General features: G+C 42.6%; 14 protein-coding genes and 1 tRNA gene. 14 read left to right on the plus strand and 1 reads right to left on the minus strand.

What is annotated here, in order from left to right; translation table 11 throughout:
• Window positions 1-4: 4 nt before the first annotated feature.
• The 7 genes from HUX68_RS13610 to HUX68_RS13640 all read left to right on the plus strand — a co-directional run bounded on the left by HUX68_RS13610 (window position 5) and on the right by HUX68_RS13640 (window position 5,259).
• The gene (locus HUX68_RS13610; RefSeq protein WP_246206684.1) at window positions 5-1,750 is read left to right on the plus strand and encodes a putative polysaccharide biosynthesis protein; all 1,746 of its coding nucleotides are present in this window, start codon (window positions 5-7) and stop codon (window positions 1,748-1,750) included.
• On the plus strand, window positions 1,747-3,195 hold the full coding sequence (yabN, locus tag HUX68_RS13615; RefSeq protein WP_174615347.1) for a bifunctional methyltransferase/pyrophosphohydrolase YabN: 1,449 nt from the start codon (window positions 1,747-1,749) through the stop codon (window positions 3,193-3,195). Before HUX68_RS13610 ends, yabN begins: the two co-directional genes overlap by 4 nt.
• Before the next feature lie 4 nt (window positions 3,196-3,199).
• Window positions 3,200-3,460, plus strand: coding sequence for an RNA-binding S4 domain-containing protein (locus tag HUX68_RS13620; RefSeq protein WP_174615348.1), 261 nt, complete (start codon window positions 3,200-3,202; stop codon window positions 3,458-3,460).
• 56 nt (window positions 3,461-3,516) lie between these two features.
• Window positions 3,517-3,819 carry a sporulation protein YabP gene (gene yabP / locus HUX68_RS13625; protein WP_174615349.1) on the plus strand — a complete coding sequence of 101 codons (303 nt, stop codon included), beginning with the start codon at window positions 3,517-3,519 and terminating at the stop codon, window positions 3,817-3,819.
• Window positions 3,816-4,415 (plus strand): spore cortex biosynthesis protein YabQ, encoded by a 600-nt coding sequence (gene yabQ / locus HUX68_RS13630; RefSeq protein WP_174615350.1) that lies wholly within the window; start codon window positions 3,816-3,818, stop codon window positions 4,413-4,415. The genes yabP and yabQ overlap by 4 nt, the downstream gene beginning before the upstream one ends.
• A 6-nt stretch (window positions 4,416-4,421) precedes the next feature.
• Complete coding sequence (locus HUX68_RS13635) at window positions 4,422-4,802, plus strand: FtsB family cell division protein (protein WP_425509520.1); 381 nt, start codon at window positions 4,422-4,424, stop codon at window positions 4,800-4,802.
• Window positions 4,803-4,875: 73 nt separating this feature from the next.
• Entirely contained in the window at window positions 4,876-5,259 is a 384-nt protein-coding gene (locus HUX68_RS13640; protein WP_174615352.1) for a S1 domain-containing RNA-binding protein, read from the plus strand.
• A 744-nt stretch (window positions 5,260-6,003) separates the two neighbouring features.
• Here HUX68_RS13640 and HUX68_RS13645 read toward each other — a convergent pair.
• Window positions 6,004-6,077: transfer RNA gene (locus HUX68_RS13645), tRNA-Met, on the minus strand.
• Between the two features lie 236 nt (window positions 6,078-6,313).
• Between HUX68_RS13645 and spoIIE the strand changes: the two genes are divergently transcribed.
• The 7 genes from spoIIE to HUX68_RS13680 all read left to right on the plus strand — a co-directional run bounded on the left by spoIIE (window position 6,314) and on the right by HUX68_RS13680 (window position 15,896).
• Entirely contained in the window at window positions 6,314-8,764 is a 2,451-nt protein-coding gene (gene spoIIE / locus HUX68_RS13650) for a stage II sporulation protein E (RefSeq protein WP_174615353.1), read from the plus strand.
• Between the two features lie 96 nt (window positions 8,765-8,860).
• Window positions 8,861-9,601: a vWA domain-containing protein gene (locus HUX68_RS13655; protein WP_174615354.1), complete on the plus strand. Its 741-nt coding sequence runs from the start codon at window positions 8,861-8,863 to the stop codon at window positions 9,599-9,601.
• Window positions 9,564-10,484 (plus strand): protein kinase domain-containing protein, encoded by a 921-nt coding sequence (locus HUX68_RS13660; RefSeq protein WP_174615355.1) that lies wholly within the window; start codon window positions 9,564-9,566, stop codon window positions 10,482-10,484. Before HUX68_RS13655 ends, HUX68_RS13660 begins: the two co-directional genes overlap by 38 nt.
• A gap of 238 nt (window positions 10,485-10,722) precedes the next feature.
• On the plus strand, window positions 10,723-12,108 hold the full coding sequence (tilS, locus tag HUX68_RS13665; protein WP_174615356.1) for a tRNA lysidine(34) synthetase TilS: 1,386 nt from the start codon (window positions 10,723-10,725) through the stop codon (window positions 12,106-12,108).
• Between the two features lie 103 nt (window positions 12,109-12,211).
• On the plus strand, window positions 12,212-12,757 hold the full coding sequence (hpt, locus tag HUX68_RS13670) for a hypoxanthine phosphoribosyltransferase (RefSeq protein ID WP_174615357.1): 546 nt from the start codon (window positions 12,212-12,214) through the stop codon (window positions 12,755-12,757).
• A gap of 166 nt (window positions 12,758-12,923) precedes the next feature.
• Window positions 12,924-14,975 carry an ATP-dependent zinc metalloprotease FtsH gene (ftsH, locus tag HUX68_RS13675; protein WP_174615358.1) on the plus strand — a complete coding sequence of 684 codons (2,052 nt, stop codon included), beginning with the start codon at window positions 12,924-12,926 and terminating at the stop codon, window positions 14,973-14,975.
• Window positions 14,976-15,101: 126 nt separating this feature from the next.
• Window positions 15,102-15,896: a type III pantothenate kinase gene (locus tag HUX68_RS13680; protein WP_174615359.1), complete on the plus strand. Its 795-nt coding sequence runs from the start codon at window positions 15,102-15,104 to the stop codon at window positions 15,894-15,896.
• Window positions 15,897-15,898: the final 2 nt, after the last annotated feature.

Raw genomic sequence — 15,898 nt, forward strand, 5'->3', positions numbered from 1 at the left:
CGTTGTGAAAAAACGCAGTCAGACCGGGGCCGCCGATAAAAGTGCTGAACCCGCTGATAAAAGTCGGATGCTGCCGATAAAAATGCCGCGCCCACCGAAGAAAAGCCCGCCGTATGATAAAATGAATTATGCTATAATGGACAAAAAGTTTACGGGAAAGGCGTTAGTCATGAATGGGAGCGATACCAATAAATTAGTAAAAGGTGCATTACTGCTGACGCTTGCCGGGGTAATCAGCAAGCTGTTAAGTGCCGGTTACCGGATCCCCTTGCAAAATTTAACAGGTGATGTCGGCTTTTATATTTATCAGCAGGTTTATCCGATTCTTGGTATAGCGCTGGTACTGTCACTGTATGGGTTTCCGTCGGCAGTTTCAGCAATGGCCGCAGCATATGGAACACGCGGCAGTGATACAGTTAAACAATTTTATATCCCTGTTTTCCTGCTGCTGTTTTCCGGATGTCTGGCCGTGTTCGTACTTCTGTTTTTTAATGCGGATTTGTTGGCGAATCTTGCAGGCGATAAAAGGCTTGAGCAGGTGTATAGAATTGCTTCGTTCGCTTTTTTACTGGTTCCGTTTTCTGCATTGCTCCGCGGAATTTTCCAGGGCAATCAGCAAATGAAACCGACAGCTCATTCGCAGGTTGGGGAGCAGTTTGTTCGGGTGTTTGTGATTATTGCTGCAGCGGTATACATCTATATACAAGAGGGAAATATGTATGTCATCGGACAGGCTGCTGCAGTTGCGGCGATGCTGGGTTCGGTTACGGCAGTTGTCATTTTGCTGTTGTTTATAAAAAAATATAAACCCGCGCCGGGGCATTTTGTTGATATTCCATGGCGTTATTATACAAAAACCCTGTTTATTCTTGGGACTGCCGCAGCTTTGAATCATATGGTTCTGATTCTTATTCAGCTTGCAGATGCGTTCACACTGGTGCCGGGGTTGATGGATAGCGGACTCAGCCAACTGGAGGCAATGAAAGCCAAGGGTGTATTTGACCGCGGGCAGCCGCTGATCCAGCTTGGCACGGTGCTGGGGTCTTCATTTGCGCTGGCTTTGATACCGGCAATTTCGAGGGAAAAGCTGACGGCAGCACCGGGAGCGTTTTATACATATGTACAACATGCGATTACAGTAAGTTTTTATTTGGCAGTCGGTGCTACGCTTGGGCTGATTGCGGTTTTCCCGGAAACGAACTCATTGCTTTTTCAAAATGATAAAGGAACGGACAGTTTGCGGGTGCTGTCCCTTTCCGTCATCCTTAGTTCGATTGCGATTACAGCGGCATCGATTCTGCAGGGGCTTGGATATATTAAACGGACGGCGGGATTTATTCTGATCGCTTTCATCATTAAATGTTCAGCCAATACGCTGCTTGTGCCGTTATTTGGTATTACCGGAGGAGCTGTTGCTACCGTGCTAAGTCTGTCAGTATTGACGCTGCTTCTTTTAGGGACAGTTAAACGGATGCTCCCCGGACTGCATGTTGAAAAACAGATTAATTGGACCGCATTAATTGTCGCAGCTTTCGGGATGCTTGCCTATCTGTCAGTCATAGACTTTCTTACCCCTGATATTGCATCACGCGGCGGTTTGCTTTTATATGTATTATTTATCGTTATCACTGGAGCTTTATTATATATTTTCTTGCTGTTAAGATTTCGGGCATTTACTGAAAAAGAACTGTCTATGCTGCCATTTGCAGGTTTCTGGATTCGATTGCATAAAGAGAGGGAGATAAAATGAGCCAAAGAATAGAAATTATCGGGTTGGGTGCTGGTGACCTTGATCAGCTGCCGCTCGGAATCTATAAAAAATTAATCCATACGGATTTACCGGTGTTTACTCGGACAGCCGATCATCCGTTGGTAAAAGGATTGGAAGAAGAAGGCGTCGTTTTTACTGCGCTTGACTATATCTATGAGTCTGCCGGGCAGTTTGATGAGGTGTACCGTACAATTTGTGAAACGCTGCTGGCCAAAGCTTCTGATTCACCAATTATTTATGCTGTTCCGGGTCATCCGATGCTAGCGGAGAAAACAGTTCAATTGCTGCTGGAACAACAGGAGGTACCAGTCGAAATTATCGGGGGTCAAAGCTATTTGGATGATTTATTTACCGCACTGCAAATTGATCCGATCGAAGGCTTTCAGTTTGTTGACGGCACCGGGTTTGTCCGAAATCAGCTGAATTATCGCAATCACCTTATTTTTTGTCAGGTTTATGACCGGTTTATTGCATCTGAGGTAAAATTAGCCCTCCTGGAAGATTTGCCGGCAGACTATTACGTATCCATTGTCGAAGCGGCCGGTACAAGCAGGGAAAAAATCGTGAGCATTCCATTGGAGGAGCTTGACCGGTCAATAAATGCAAATAATTTAACTTCGGTTTATGTTCCACCGGTCCCGGCAAACATGCTCCATCATACCCTTGACCAACTGCGGGAGGTTATTGCCGCGTTACGCAGTCCGGAAGGCTGTCCATGGGATAAAAAACAGACCCATGAAAGCCTTCGTGTCTATGCGATTGAAGAAGTGTATGAATTAATTGAAGCGATTGATCTGGAAGATGACGAAGGAATTATAGAAGAACTCGGTGATGTTTTGCTCCAGGTCATGCTGCACAGTCAAATTGGTGAGGATGACGGATACTTTACGGTTGATGATGTTATTCGCTCTATTACGGATAAAATGATTCATCGGCACCCACACGTGTTTGGGGAAGTAACAATGGAATCAGCAGATGAAGTTGTACAGTCATGGGATGCCTTAAAGCAACAGGAAAAAAGCGGTACCCGTAATTCGCTGCTTGATGGTATTCCGAATGGACTGCCCGCTTTGGCGAAAGCAGCCAAGCTTCAGAAAAAAGCAGGAAAAGCCGGATTTGAATGGGATGACGCAGCCGATATTTGGGAGAAACTGCGTGAAGAGCTGGATGAGGTGCATGCTGCTGTTGACAACGAAGATGAAACGAATATCACTGAGGAGCTTGGCGATGTATTATTTGTGCTGGCCAACATATCCAGGTATTATAAAGTCAATCCGGAACTTGCCCTGAATCAGGCAAACAGGAAATTCAGATCCCGTTTTACGTATATTGAAGAGCAGCTTAACGAACAGGAAAAAAATATATACCAAACCTCTCTGGAAGAAATGGACTATTATTGGAATCAAGCAAAAAGAAAAGAGTGATTATTTGCGACTGGATAAATTTTTAAAGATATCAAGGCTGATTAAGCGCCGCACATTGGCAAAAGAAGTGGCTGATCAGGGGCGTATTACCATCAATGGAAACAAGGCAAAGGCTTCATCAACTGTAGAGGTTGGTGATGAGCTGATCATTAAGTTTGGCCAAAAGGTAGTGACCCTTGAGATTAAAGCACTGAAAGAGGCAGTAAAAAAGGATGAGGCTGACATGCTTTATCACGTTGTAAACGAAGAGAAAGTTACCAAATAAAGTTCTATACCTGTCCCTTTTTTCATAATGTAATAATGATAAGGAGGGACAAGTATATGAATTATTATGAGAAGGAAACTGTCCAGCGTGTGCAGCAGCAGGATCATGCTGTTAAAATTGATAACCGCAAAAACATGGAGATAACCGGTGTAAAAGAAGTCGACAGCTTTGACAATGAAGAGTTTTTACTGGAAACCGTGATGGGATATCTGATTGTACGGGGGCAGAATCTGCAGCTGAAAAACCTTGATGTTGGTGATGGCAATGTTACCATAAAGGGTAAAATATACGAGCTTTCCTATGTGGACGAACATAGCCAGGAGAAAGCTAAAGGATTCTTTAGCAAGCTGTTTAAATGACGCTTAATGTCCAGTTCATAACCATGATCGCGATGGTTTTAAGCGGCCTTTATTTGGGCATAATACAGGAAACATTCCGTCGTTTTTCTATCCATTGGAGAAGTCGCAGGGTTTTGGCTTATTTTATGGAAATAAGTTTTTGGCTGACACAGACACTGCTGCTCTATTATCTATTATTCAGGGTGAACAGCGGGGAATTAAGATTATACGTGTTTGCCGCTGTACTGCTCGGATTTTCTGTTTATCAGGTGCTTGTGGCAAAAGCATACAGATGGCTGCTGGAACACATCATCAGAATTGTACTGATGTGTTTTCGATTCGTTGAAAACGTAGTGAATGTTTTGTTTATCACGCCGGTAAAATTTATCATCCAAGTTGTGGTAACGTGTATTTTATTTGTCCTGCAGACCCTTATGCGTATAATAAGTTTTGCAGGAAAGCTGCTTTTAACTCCGGTTTTTTGGATTTTTCGGACGCTTTTTGGTATCTTACCTAAAAATATTCAGGATAACTTATACAAATCAGCAGGATTTTATAGTACAATAAAGAATACATGCAGGAAGTGGGTAAAAAAGATATTGTTTAAGAGGAGGTAGATGCCGGTGTCCACAAAGAAAAAAACATTAGCCAGCTTGGAAACGAACTACAAACATAATTATGATGCCCACATAGAAAGGCAAAAGAGAAAGAAAAAACGGTTATTCCGACGTCTTGTGTTATTTTCCATTGTTGTTATGGTAACTTTTGGAAGCATGGCAGCATACCATTTTAAACAACGTTCCATTCAGGCTGAGAAAGCTGAACAGTATGAGCAGCTTGAGGACAAACTTGCCACTTTGAAAAAAGAGGAAAAGAATATTCGTGAGGAAATTAAATTATTGAATAATGAGGAGTATGTATTGGAGATAGCCAGGACGAACTATTTCTTCTCCAAAAAAGGGGAATTGATCTTTAACCTCCCTGATGAAAAACCCTCTTATTGACACGCTTTCATATGCTTAGCTATACTATATAAGAACTATATATTTTAAACTTTTAAGGAGGAGCATTTTTTTTATGTCAATCGAAGTAGGCAGCAAGCTGCAGGGAAAGGTAACCGGCATTACCAATTTTGGAGCCTTTGTTGATATAGGCGAAGGGAAAACCGGATTGGTACACATTAGTGAGGTTGCCGACAACTATGTTAAAGACATTAACGATCATTTTAGCGTCGGTGATGAAGTGACGGTAAAAGTTATTAATGTCGAAAAGGATGGCAAGATAGGTTTGTCCATCAAAAAAGCCAAGGATAGACCGGCGCGCCCCAGAAATAATCGTGATCGCGGAGAATCTTTTGAATCCAAAATGAATAAATTTCTGAAGGATTCAGAAGATCGTTTAGCCTCATTAAAGAAGCACACCGAATCCAAACGGGGAGGTCGAGGTGCTAAAAGAGGATAAAAGCTGCTGTCTATTAATAATGCTCTATGCACGATAAATTTAAAAAACGGGTATCACTTTTGATAAGTGGTACCTGTTTTTTTGTGCGCATTTTCCCCTGTACACCTTGCTTTAATTGTCGATAAGGCTATAGTTCACAGTTTGTTCGGTTCATCGCGAGACCTTTTCGTGAATTTTGTTTGTTAACGTTGTAGTTGAACTAAACTGCGACGTAACTGCTGTTTTCTAATAACATCCGCTTTTCTCCCCGCCGTCCGAGATCACTCCGGGCGGATGCTTTCACTGCCAGCATAAGTGCGACATCAGTTCAAGAAAATCACTTTCACTGTGTCTTCTTTACCGCGGGCACGGCCTCAGCCTCCTTGCCCCGACGAGGGGTATGTCGACGTTGTCCGCAAAGGACGGTTTTAGTCGACCTTCCTTTTCAACCACTCTGCGGGGTCTTCGGACTCGTGCTGTTCCCGCAGGAGTCGCCGCCCTCCGCTCACCCGGACTGGTGTAGTGGTATCAGCCGCCCACGGTAAAGAAGACACTGCGAAAGTTTGCTTGAGCAGATGTCGCACTTATGCTCGAAAGTGAAAGCGACGTGTATTTCCGCAGCGGTGGTAAAACATCACACTACGTCGCAGTTTATGGATGTTGTATTAGTCTCAAAAACAGCCAAACAAAAAAAAGACTGTTCCGGGAATCGACATTATAAAATTTGAATGTCGTAAGCCCGAAAACAGTCTTTTTTCCTTTGTATAGCGGCGGAGGGGATCGAACCCCCGACCTCACGGGTATGAACCGTACGCTCTCGCCAGCTGAGCTACACCGCCAAAATTAATCACAAGTGATATATTACAACAGCAAACGAGCAGTGTCAATGATAATTTTTTAAGCAGGTAGGTAAAACTGCTGTGTTAGACACCAGTAAACAGATTACGGTAGCGGTTGTAGAATATCGCTTGTCCGGGCAGAAAGCAGTCGAACGATTTTTTGATTTCGTCTGCTTGTTTTGACAAAAAAAGAATGCATACTGTGTTTTAATGTCTCTAGAAGGAGTGATTTTGATATGATGGATTCAATTCCACGAGCGGAATCTAAGGGGATTGGTGTCAATAACAATCAATTACACAGACTGCGCATGAAGGTTTCTTCCAAGACCAAATCATTACTGTTTGAAAGGGGATGGTTGTTTTATTTAGTAGGATTTTTGCTTGGACGGGCTGTTATCCTTGAAGCTGTATCACCATTTGCTGTGGCATTTTTAGCGACTATTTGGATAATTCACCGGGACAAGGCCGCTAAAGTAATGCTGGCAGTCATAGCGGGAGCACTTACCTTTTCTGTTTTCCATGGAATTTATATCGCACTTGCGATGACTTCTTTTATCTTTTTGGCCGGGATTTTTAAACAGGTCAGAAATCAGCAAGTGTTCATTCCGCTATTTGTATTTCTTTCCGCAGTGGCACCCCGCCTGTGTGTCTATTCCATTACAGGCCAATTGTCATCATATGAATGGATGCTTTTGTTTGTCGAAGGAGTACTTGGAACGGTTCTTGTATTAATTTTTATGCAAAGTATTCCATTATTATCACCAAAACGGTATAAACCTGCTTTAAAAAATGAAGAAATTATATGTATGATCATTTTGCTGGCATCCATCCTTACCGGTACGATTGGCTGGGAAGTATATAATGCGTCTGTCGAGCAGATTTTTTCCCGGTATTTTGTTATGATGCTTGCTTTTGTCGGGGGCGCAGCGATTGGATCAACGGTAGGGGTGGTGGCTGGCCTGATTCTGTCACTTGCAAATGTGGCGAATCTCTATCAGATGAGTTTGCTGGCATTTTCCGGACTTTTGGGAGGACTGCTCAAAGAAGGAAGTAAAGTTGGCGTGGCGATCGGGCTCTTTGTTGGTACGTTTTTGGTCGGGATTTACGGGGCCTCAGATACGTTAATTCCTTCATTAATGGAGTCATCAATAGCGGCACTGTTGTTTTTCCTGACGCCGGCGAGCTGGTTCAGAAAGCTGTCAAAATATATTCCCGGTACGGAGGAGCATTCCAATGAGCAGGAACAGTATCTGCAAAAAGTGCGGAATGTAACGGCCAAGCGTGTGGAACAATTTTCGGACGTTTTTGAAGCGCTCTCAAAAAGTTTCGCCATTTCGGAAAAACCGGCTGAAGATCACCGGCATTCAAGCCGTGAAACGGATTATTTTTTAAGTCAGGTGACCGAAAAGACGTGTCAATCCTGTTTTATGAAAGATCGCTGCTGGCAGAAACAGTTTGACCAAACGTATTCATTAATGGAAGATTTAAAGGATGAATTATCTGAAGGGAATACACCAAACCGGAAACTAATGAGTGATTTTGAAAATCATTGTGTTAAATCGAAAAAAGTGGTTGACACCATTAAAGAGGAAGTATCCTTTTTTGAAGCAAATAAGCAATTGAAAAAACAGGTAATGGAAAGTAAACAGTTTGTTGCGGATCAGCTTCAGGGTGTGTCCGAGGTGATGGAGGATTTTGCATCTGAAATAATGAAGGAACGGCAGCATCACGAACAGCAGGAGATGCAAATTGTTCATATGTTAAAACAAATGGGGATCACGCTTGAAAAGCTGGATATTTACCGGCTGGACAAAGGGAATGTGGATATAGAAATGACCGTTTCCTTCTATGATTATCATGGGGAAGGGTCTAAACTGATTGCCCCGGTTCTATCGGATATATTAAATGAAATGATTGTCGTCAAACATGAAGAAGTATCACCATTTCCAAATGGATATTGTTATCTGATTTTTGGTTCGGCAAAAGAATTTGTTATCGATACGGGAATAGCAAACGCAGCGAAAGGCGGTGGATTAGTTTCCGGTGACAGTTTTAAGACGATCGAGCTTGGTGAAGGTAAATATGCGATGGCAATAAGTGATGGAATGGGAAATGGTCAGCGGGCCAGTGAAGAGAGCAAGGAGACACTACGTTTACTGCAGCAAATCTTACAGACGGGGATTCCTGAGCGGGTCGCTATTAAATCGATTAATTCCATTTTGTCATTGCGTTCCACAGACGAGATGTTTGCAACACTGGATCTGGCTGTTGTGAATTTGCATAATGCATTTGTAAGGTTTTTGAAAATTGGATCGACACCAAGTTTCATTAAACGTGGCAATGAAATGATCAAAGTGGAGGCAAGCAACCTGCCAATGGGAATCATTCAGGAATTCGACGTTGATATCGTCGGGGAGCAGCTGATGAATGAAGATATCCTGATTATGATGAGTGATGGAATATTTGATGGGCCAAAGCATATTGAAAATACAGACGTCTGGATTAAACGTAAGATACGGGAAATGAAAACGGATGATCCTCAGGAAATAGCGGACTTGCTGCTCGAAGAAGTTGTTCGGACCAGGTCAGGAGAAATTGAGGATGATATGACTGTTGTTGCCGCTAAAATTGTTAAAAACTCACCACAGTGGGCATCGATTCCATACTATTCAAATGAAGCGCAGTAAACGGAGCAAGATAGCTTCAGCCTGACGTGCCAGTCAAGGTATATTCTTCCAAACTATTGGTGATGATGATAGTGGAATTAATGGGAGGTATGCTGGATGAAAAAAGGCACGCTAAAGCAAATATTGCTGATTACGGATGGCTGCTCAAATAAAGGTGAAAATCCTGCTGCAACTGCTGCTCTTGCGTATCAGCAGGGAATCTCGGTAAATGTAATCGGAATTATGGAAGACGATCAGACGGAGCAGCCTGAGGGGTTTCAGGAAGTGGAAGAAATTGCAATGTCGGGTGGTGGTGTCAGCCAGATCGTTTATAAGCAATCATTGTCACAAACGGTGAAAACAGTGACACAGCAGGCGATGACACAGACGTTGCAGGGATTTGTTAATAAGGAGTTAAAGCAAATACTGGGCTCCGAACAGTCGATGGAAGATATTGAACCTGAAAAACGTGGAGAAATTATGGAAGTTGTTGAGGATATGGGGGAAACGTGTGATTTGGAAGTGCTTGTAATGGTCGATACAAGTGCAAGTATGCATAACAAACTGCCGACAGTGAAGGAAGCGCTGATTGATCTGTCTGTAAGCTTGAATGCACGCATTGGCCGCAACCGCTTTTGTATTTACAGTTTCCCGGGCAGACGCACCGAAATTCAGAAAGTATTTGACTGGTCACCAAAGCTTGACTCCATTTCAACGGTCTTTCCCAAATTGACCAGTGGGGGGATTACGCCGACAGGACCGGCAATTCGTGAAGCAATCTACCAGTTTAGCCGGAAAAGCTTGTTAAGGAGTTTCGAAGATGAAAATGAACAAGGCACGGAAGAAACCTGGCACTGAACTGCTGCCGGGAACAGTAATTACCGGCAAATGGCATAAAACGCGGTATATAATCAGAAGAAAGCTTGGCAGCGGCGCGGTTGGCAGTGTGTATTTATGTGAATATAACGGAAAAAAAGCGGCATTGAAAATAAGCGAAAACAATGCATCGATAACGATGGAGGTAAATGTCCTTAAAGCGTTTCAAAAGGTCCAGGGAAGCCGCCTTGGGCCTTATTTGCTTGATGTTGATGATGTTGAGTACGGAAGAGGACAAATTTACTCCTTTTATGTGATGGAATACATGCAAGGCGAATTACTGACAAATTTTATTATGCGTCATGGAAATGAGTGGATTGGTGTCTTTTTGCTGCAGCTCCTGGATGATCTGGAACAACTGCATGATAATGGGTGGGTATTTGGTGATTTTAAAACGGAAAACCTGCTTGTCATACCATCACCGCCCAGAGTGCGCTGGATTGATGTTGGCGGGACCACTCAAATCGGCAGGTCTGTTAAGGAGTATACGGAATTTTACGACCGAGGGTATTGGGGGATGGGTACGAGAAAAGCCGAACCAAGCTATGACCTTTTTGCACTTGTCATGGTGTTTTTATCTGTATGTTATCCAAAACGTTTTGAGAAAGGGCCGAATCCAAAGGCTACCCTTATGAAAAAGTTGGATGAGGCCAAGCTGTTATCTGTATATAAAGGTACATTAAAAAGGGCAGTTTTGGGAAGCTATCAATCAAGTGCACAAATGAAAAGTGATGTTACAAAAATATTGAACAATATTCGGGTTTCAAGATCCGGAAACCATTCCGGCAAGGAATCATTACTTGTGGAAACAGGAGGAATCGCAGCTGTCTCGGCACTATTTTACCTCTCATCACTGTTGCTGTAGTGACAGGAACAAATCCGCGCTGGAAATTTGATTCATTCACCGGACGTTTCTGCTTTTGCTGGAAATTGAATATGTGATACGATGGATACAATATGTCGAGAATGTATTTGCAGATAATAAAGTATAAATACTTTCTTGGCAGTTAAGAAAATATAAATACTATCAATGTATAAGCGCAACTAAGGTTTTCGCCATTTGGCAATAAGCCAAGTTTTCTGATATGGAGATGGGTAGGAAAATGATTGAAAAAGTGCAAACGTTTATGAGACAGCATCAGTTGCTGAACGAGAATTCGACTGTATTGATTGGTGTGTCCGGTGGTCCGGATTCCATGGCACTTCTTCATTTTTTTAATACCATCAAAGAAGTCTGGAACTTGACGATTATTGTTGTCTCTGCAGATCATCAGCTGCGCGGTATGGAATCGTTGAATGATCTTGAGTATGTCCGGCAAGTTTGTGACAAATGGAATATTCAATTTGTTGGAACCTCCTTGGATGTACCAACGTATAAGGAAGAGGATAAGCTTGGGACACAGCTTGCAGCCAGAAAACTGAGATATGCATTTTTTGAAGAACAGATGTATCGTTTTAACGCTGATTGTCTTGCGCTTGGACATCATGGTGATGATCAGGTGGAAACAATGCTGATGGCATTTGTACGATCGGCAGATCCGGCATCAATTTCGGGTATTCCTGTTACGCGACGTTTTGCGGGAGGGGTGATTGTCCGGCCATTTCTTTGTTTGACAAAAGATGAGCTGGAGATGTATTGCAGGCAGCATCAAATAGCACCAAGGCGGGATCCTTCCAATGAGGAAACAATTTACACGAGAAACTTTTTTCGAAAACAACTGCTTCCGTTATTTAAAGAAAGAAATCGCAATATACATAATACCGTACAGCATTTAAGTGAAGCACTACAGGAAGATGAGCACTTTTTGACCGATGAGGCAGCGAAGATGGTACAGGAGATCGTGAATGTTGACAGGAAAAATAGGAAAGTCACGTTTCAAAGCACGGAATTTTCCGCATTTCCCCATTCTTTACAAAGACGTGCCTATCATCTAATATTAAATTATCTATATGAAAAATTACCCAAAAATCTGTCGTATGTGCATGAAAGGAAATTTTTCGACTTACTGGCTAAATCATCCGGAAATACACAAATCGATTTTCCTGACAATCTGAAATTAAAGAAAATGTACAAGACATTTGTTTTCAGTTTTGGAGACAATAATAAGAACCCGACACTATCTCCGACAACAATCGAAATTCCGGGAAAGATAAACTGGTATGGCGGGAAAGTGACAGCATTTTACACCGAAATTCCCGATGAAAGATCCGATATGTGTTATGCATGTGGCAGTGAAGAGGTTGCTTTGCCATTACATATTCGAACACGCCGGGATGGAGACAGAATGTACTGGCGGGGACTGCAGGGAAGCAAGAAATTAAAAGATATTTTTATCGATGCAAAAGTGCCGCTGCCGGAACGGGATACGTGGCCCGTAATTGTCGATGATAACGGAGCAGTTCTATGGCTTGTTGGGCTTAAGAAAGGTATTCCCGCTCGGCAATTGGAGAATAATGACACATATATTCAGCTGGTTTTTCGAAGATAAGCGTATAAAACGTTATTACTGCATAAATGCAACTAAGGCTGTTATCTAAAGGGTTGGTGACAACCGGGTTTTCTAAAAAAGAGTAATTCGCAGGAGGGGCAACATGCATAGTGATATTGAAAAAATATTAATTACAGAGGAAGAGATTGCACAAAAATGTGCAGACCTTGGAAAACAGCTTACCGAGGAATATGATGGCAGGTTCCCGTTGGCAATTGGCGTGCTGAAAGGAGCAATGCCTTTCATGTCAGACATCCTGCGTCGGGTGGAAACACATCTGGAAATGGATTTTATGGATGTATCCAGCTATGGCGGCAAAATGCGATCTTCTGGTGAGGTTAAGATTGTAAAAGACCTGGATACGAAAGTGGAAGGCCGTGATTTGCTGATCATTGAGGATATTATCGACAGTGGGCTGACACTGAGTTATTTGGTGGATCTGTTTAAGTACCGGAAAGCAAACTCCATCAAAATTGTTACCCTGCTTGATAAACCGTCCGGACGTACGGCACATATTAAAGCGGACATAATCGGTTTTGAGGTGCCAAATGAATTTGTTGTAGGCTATGGACTTGATTATGAGGAAAAATACCGCAACCTCCCATATATCGGAGTGCTGAAGCCAAAGATCTATGGCGGCGAAGAATAACCGTCACAATCATATTTGATAGCTTTTGAAACACAAATAACCCATCAATTCGGGAAAACGTAAACAGCCTGAAAATCTCACGAAATTGTAAGATGAATTAGTTGTATTAGCACTTTTTTCTATGGTACTATGTTTGTAGTTTTTCCCGCTTGGGAGGAGGTAAGGAATGAATCGTATATTTCGCAATGTTGTCTTTTATTTACTCATTTTTCTCGTAGTAATCGGCGTCATTGGAGTATTTAATGGACAAAATGAACAAGCAGAGCAATATGATGTGCAAGAATTTATGCAAGCTTTAAATAATGGTGAAATCGAAGAAATGACGATGCAGCCATCAAATGGCATAATCCGTATTACCGGACAGTTAGGTGAAGACGAGACGTTCATTACACAGGTTCCGGAAAATACGAATATCGTATCGAATATATATAATAAAGCGACTGAACAAAGTGTGCTCAATGTCAAGGAAGAGGAACAGCCAAGTGGCTGGGTTACGTTCCTGACGACAATGATTCCATTTCTGATACTGGGCTTATTTTTCTTCTTTATTCTCAGTCAGGCACAAGGCGGCGGTGGCGGCCGTGTCATGAACTTTGGCAAGAGTAAAGCCAAAATGGTCAGTGATGATAAGAAAAAAGTCCGCTTTAAAGATGTGGCAGGTGCGGATGAAGAGAAGCAGGAATTAGTGGAAGTTGTTGAATTCCTGAAAGATCCGCGTAAATTCTCCTCAGTCGGGGCCCGTATTCCAAAAGGGGTACTGCTTGTCGGACCTCCGGGGACAGGTAAAACATTGCTTGCGCGTGCAGTAGCAGGTGAAGCAGGAACACCATTTTTCTCGATCAGTGGTTCAGACTTTGTGGAGATGTTTGTTGGTGTCGGTGCTTCCCGTGTACGTGACCTGTTTGAAAATGCAAAAAAGAATGCTCCTTGTATCGTATTTATCGATGAAATTGATGCGGTCGGGCGTCAGCGTGGTGCTGGACTTGGCGGTGGTCACGATGAGCGTGAACAGACACTGAACCAATTGCTCGTCGAAATGGATGGGTTTGGTGCCAATGAAGGTATCATTATGATTGCGGCGACAAACCGCCCGGATATTCTTGATCCCGCATTACTTCGTCCGGGACGTTTTGACAGACAGATTACCGTTAACCGTCCGGATGTAAAAGGACGTGAAGAAGTACTGGAAGTCCATGCGAAAGATAAGCCACTGGACAATACAGTCGATTTGAAAACAATTGCCATGCGTACACCAGGATTTTCCGGCGCAGATCTGGAAAACCTGTTAAATGAAGCTGCACTCGTTGCGGCACGTTTTGATAAAACAAAAATTGATATGCTGGATGTTGATGAGGCAATTGATCGGGTTATTGCCGGACCTTCCAAAAAAAGCAAGGTTATTTCCGAGAAAGAGCGCAATATTGTTGCACACCATGAAAGTGGTCATACAATTATCGGTTTGGTTCTTGATGAAGCTGATATGGTACATAAAGTTACCATTGTCCCTCGCGGCCAGGCAGGCGGTTATGCTGTCATGCTGCCAAAAGAGGATCGTTACTTTATGACGAAGCCGGAACTTTTTGATAAAATCACCGGTCTTCTGGGCGGTCGTATTGCTGAGGAAATCATGTTTGGCGAAGTTAGCACAGGCGCTTCCAATGACTTCCAGCGTGCGACAGGGATTGCCCGTAAAATGATTACTGAGTTTGGTATGAGCGATAAAATCGGGCCATTGCAGTTTACCAGCGGCGGCGGTGAAGTTTTCCTTGGCCGTGACATCCAAAATGATCAGAACTACAGTGATACTATTGCGTATGAAATTGATAAAGAAATGCAAAACTTTATTAATTACTGTTATGAACGAGGCAAGAAAATTCTTACCGAGCATAAAGATAAACTGGAATTAATGGCTCAAACACTGCTTGAAGTGGAAACATTGGATGCCAAGCAAATTAAAAGTCTGTTTGAAGATGGCGTTCTTCCGGAGCCTGCTGTTGATCAAACAGAACAAAGAAAGCCTGCGGACGAAGATTCAGATGATGTTAAAGTTAATATCAGTTCCAAGAAAGATGCGGATGCTGATCCTGAAACTTATGAAGAAGCAAAGCAAAAAGCTGAAGAAAAACGTCAGGAAGAACGTGAAGCAGAGAAGGAAGAAGCTGAGGAAGAGTCGGGGAAAAATGAGACTCCTTCCGATGAGGACAATAAAAATCAATAATGATTTATAATCCTAAGACCCTCCATGAAAAGTGGAGGGTCTTTAAATTGGGTTTTTCTAATTGGATTTATTTTGTGGTATATTAAGAGACAGAAAATATACAATGGCGGGAAGGTTTGGTTCAGAATGCTTTTTGTGCTTGATGTTGGGAATACGAATACGGTTCTGGGTGTATTCGATGATGATAAATTGATTCATGAGTGGCGGATTAAAACGGATCGGTATAAAACGGAAGATGAGTTCGGCATACTGCTGAAGTCGATGCTTGAACACGAAGATATAGCACTTACGGATATTACCGGGGTCATCATTTCATCGGTTGTCCCGCCAATCATGTTTTCGTTGGAGAGGATGGCTAAAAAATACTTTCATACGGAAGCTTTGATAATCGGAAAGGATTCTGTACATTCCTATTTGGGGATGGCTTATCCGAACCCGAAAGAAATTGGGGCTGACAGGATTGTAAATGCAGTAGGAGCACTTCATGAATACGATGCACCGCTTATTATAATTGACTTTGGTACAGCGACGACCTATTGCTATATCAATGAACGAAAGGAATATCAGGGCGGGCTGATCGCCCCGGGAATTGATGTTTCCATGGAAGCATTGTATAAACGAGCATCAAAACTGCCTAAGATAGAAATTCAGGCACCGGAAAATATAGTAGGAAGTTCGACAGTGGAAGCAATGCAATCTGGTGTTTTTTATGGGTATGTGGGACAGGTTGACGGTATTGTAAACCGATTGAAGTCACAAGCTATGACGGAGCCAGTTGTTATTGCAACGGGTGGTCTTGCCACACTGATTTCCGATGCTTCTGAAACGATTGACTATGTCGATAAATATTTGACACTAAAAGGATTGCATTTAATATATCAAAAAAATATGCAGGAAAATCAGCAAAAGGAGACTGAATAATA

The sequence above is a fragment of the Virgibacillus ihumii genome (assembly GCF_902726655.1).
Lineage (GTDB): Bacteria > Bacillota > Bacilli > Bacillales > Amphibacillaceae > Lentibacillus > Lentibacillus ihumii.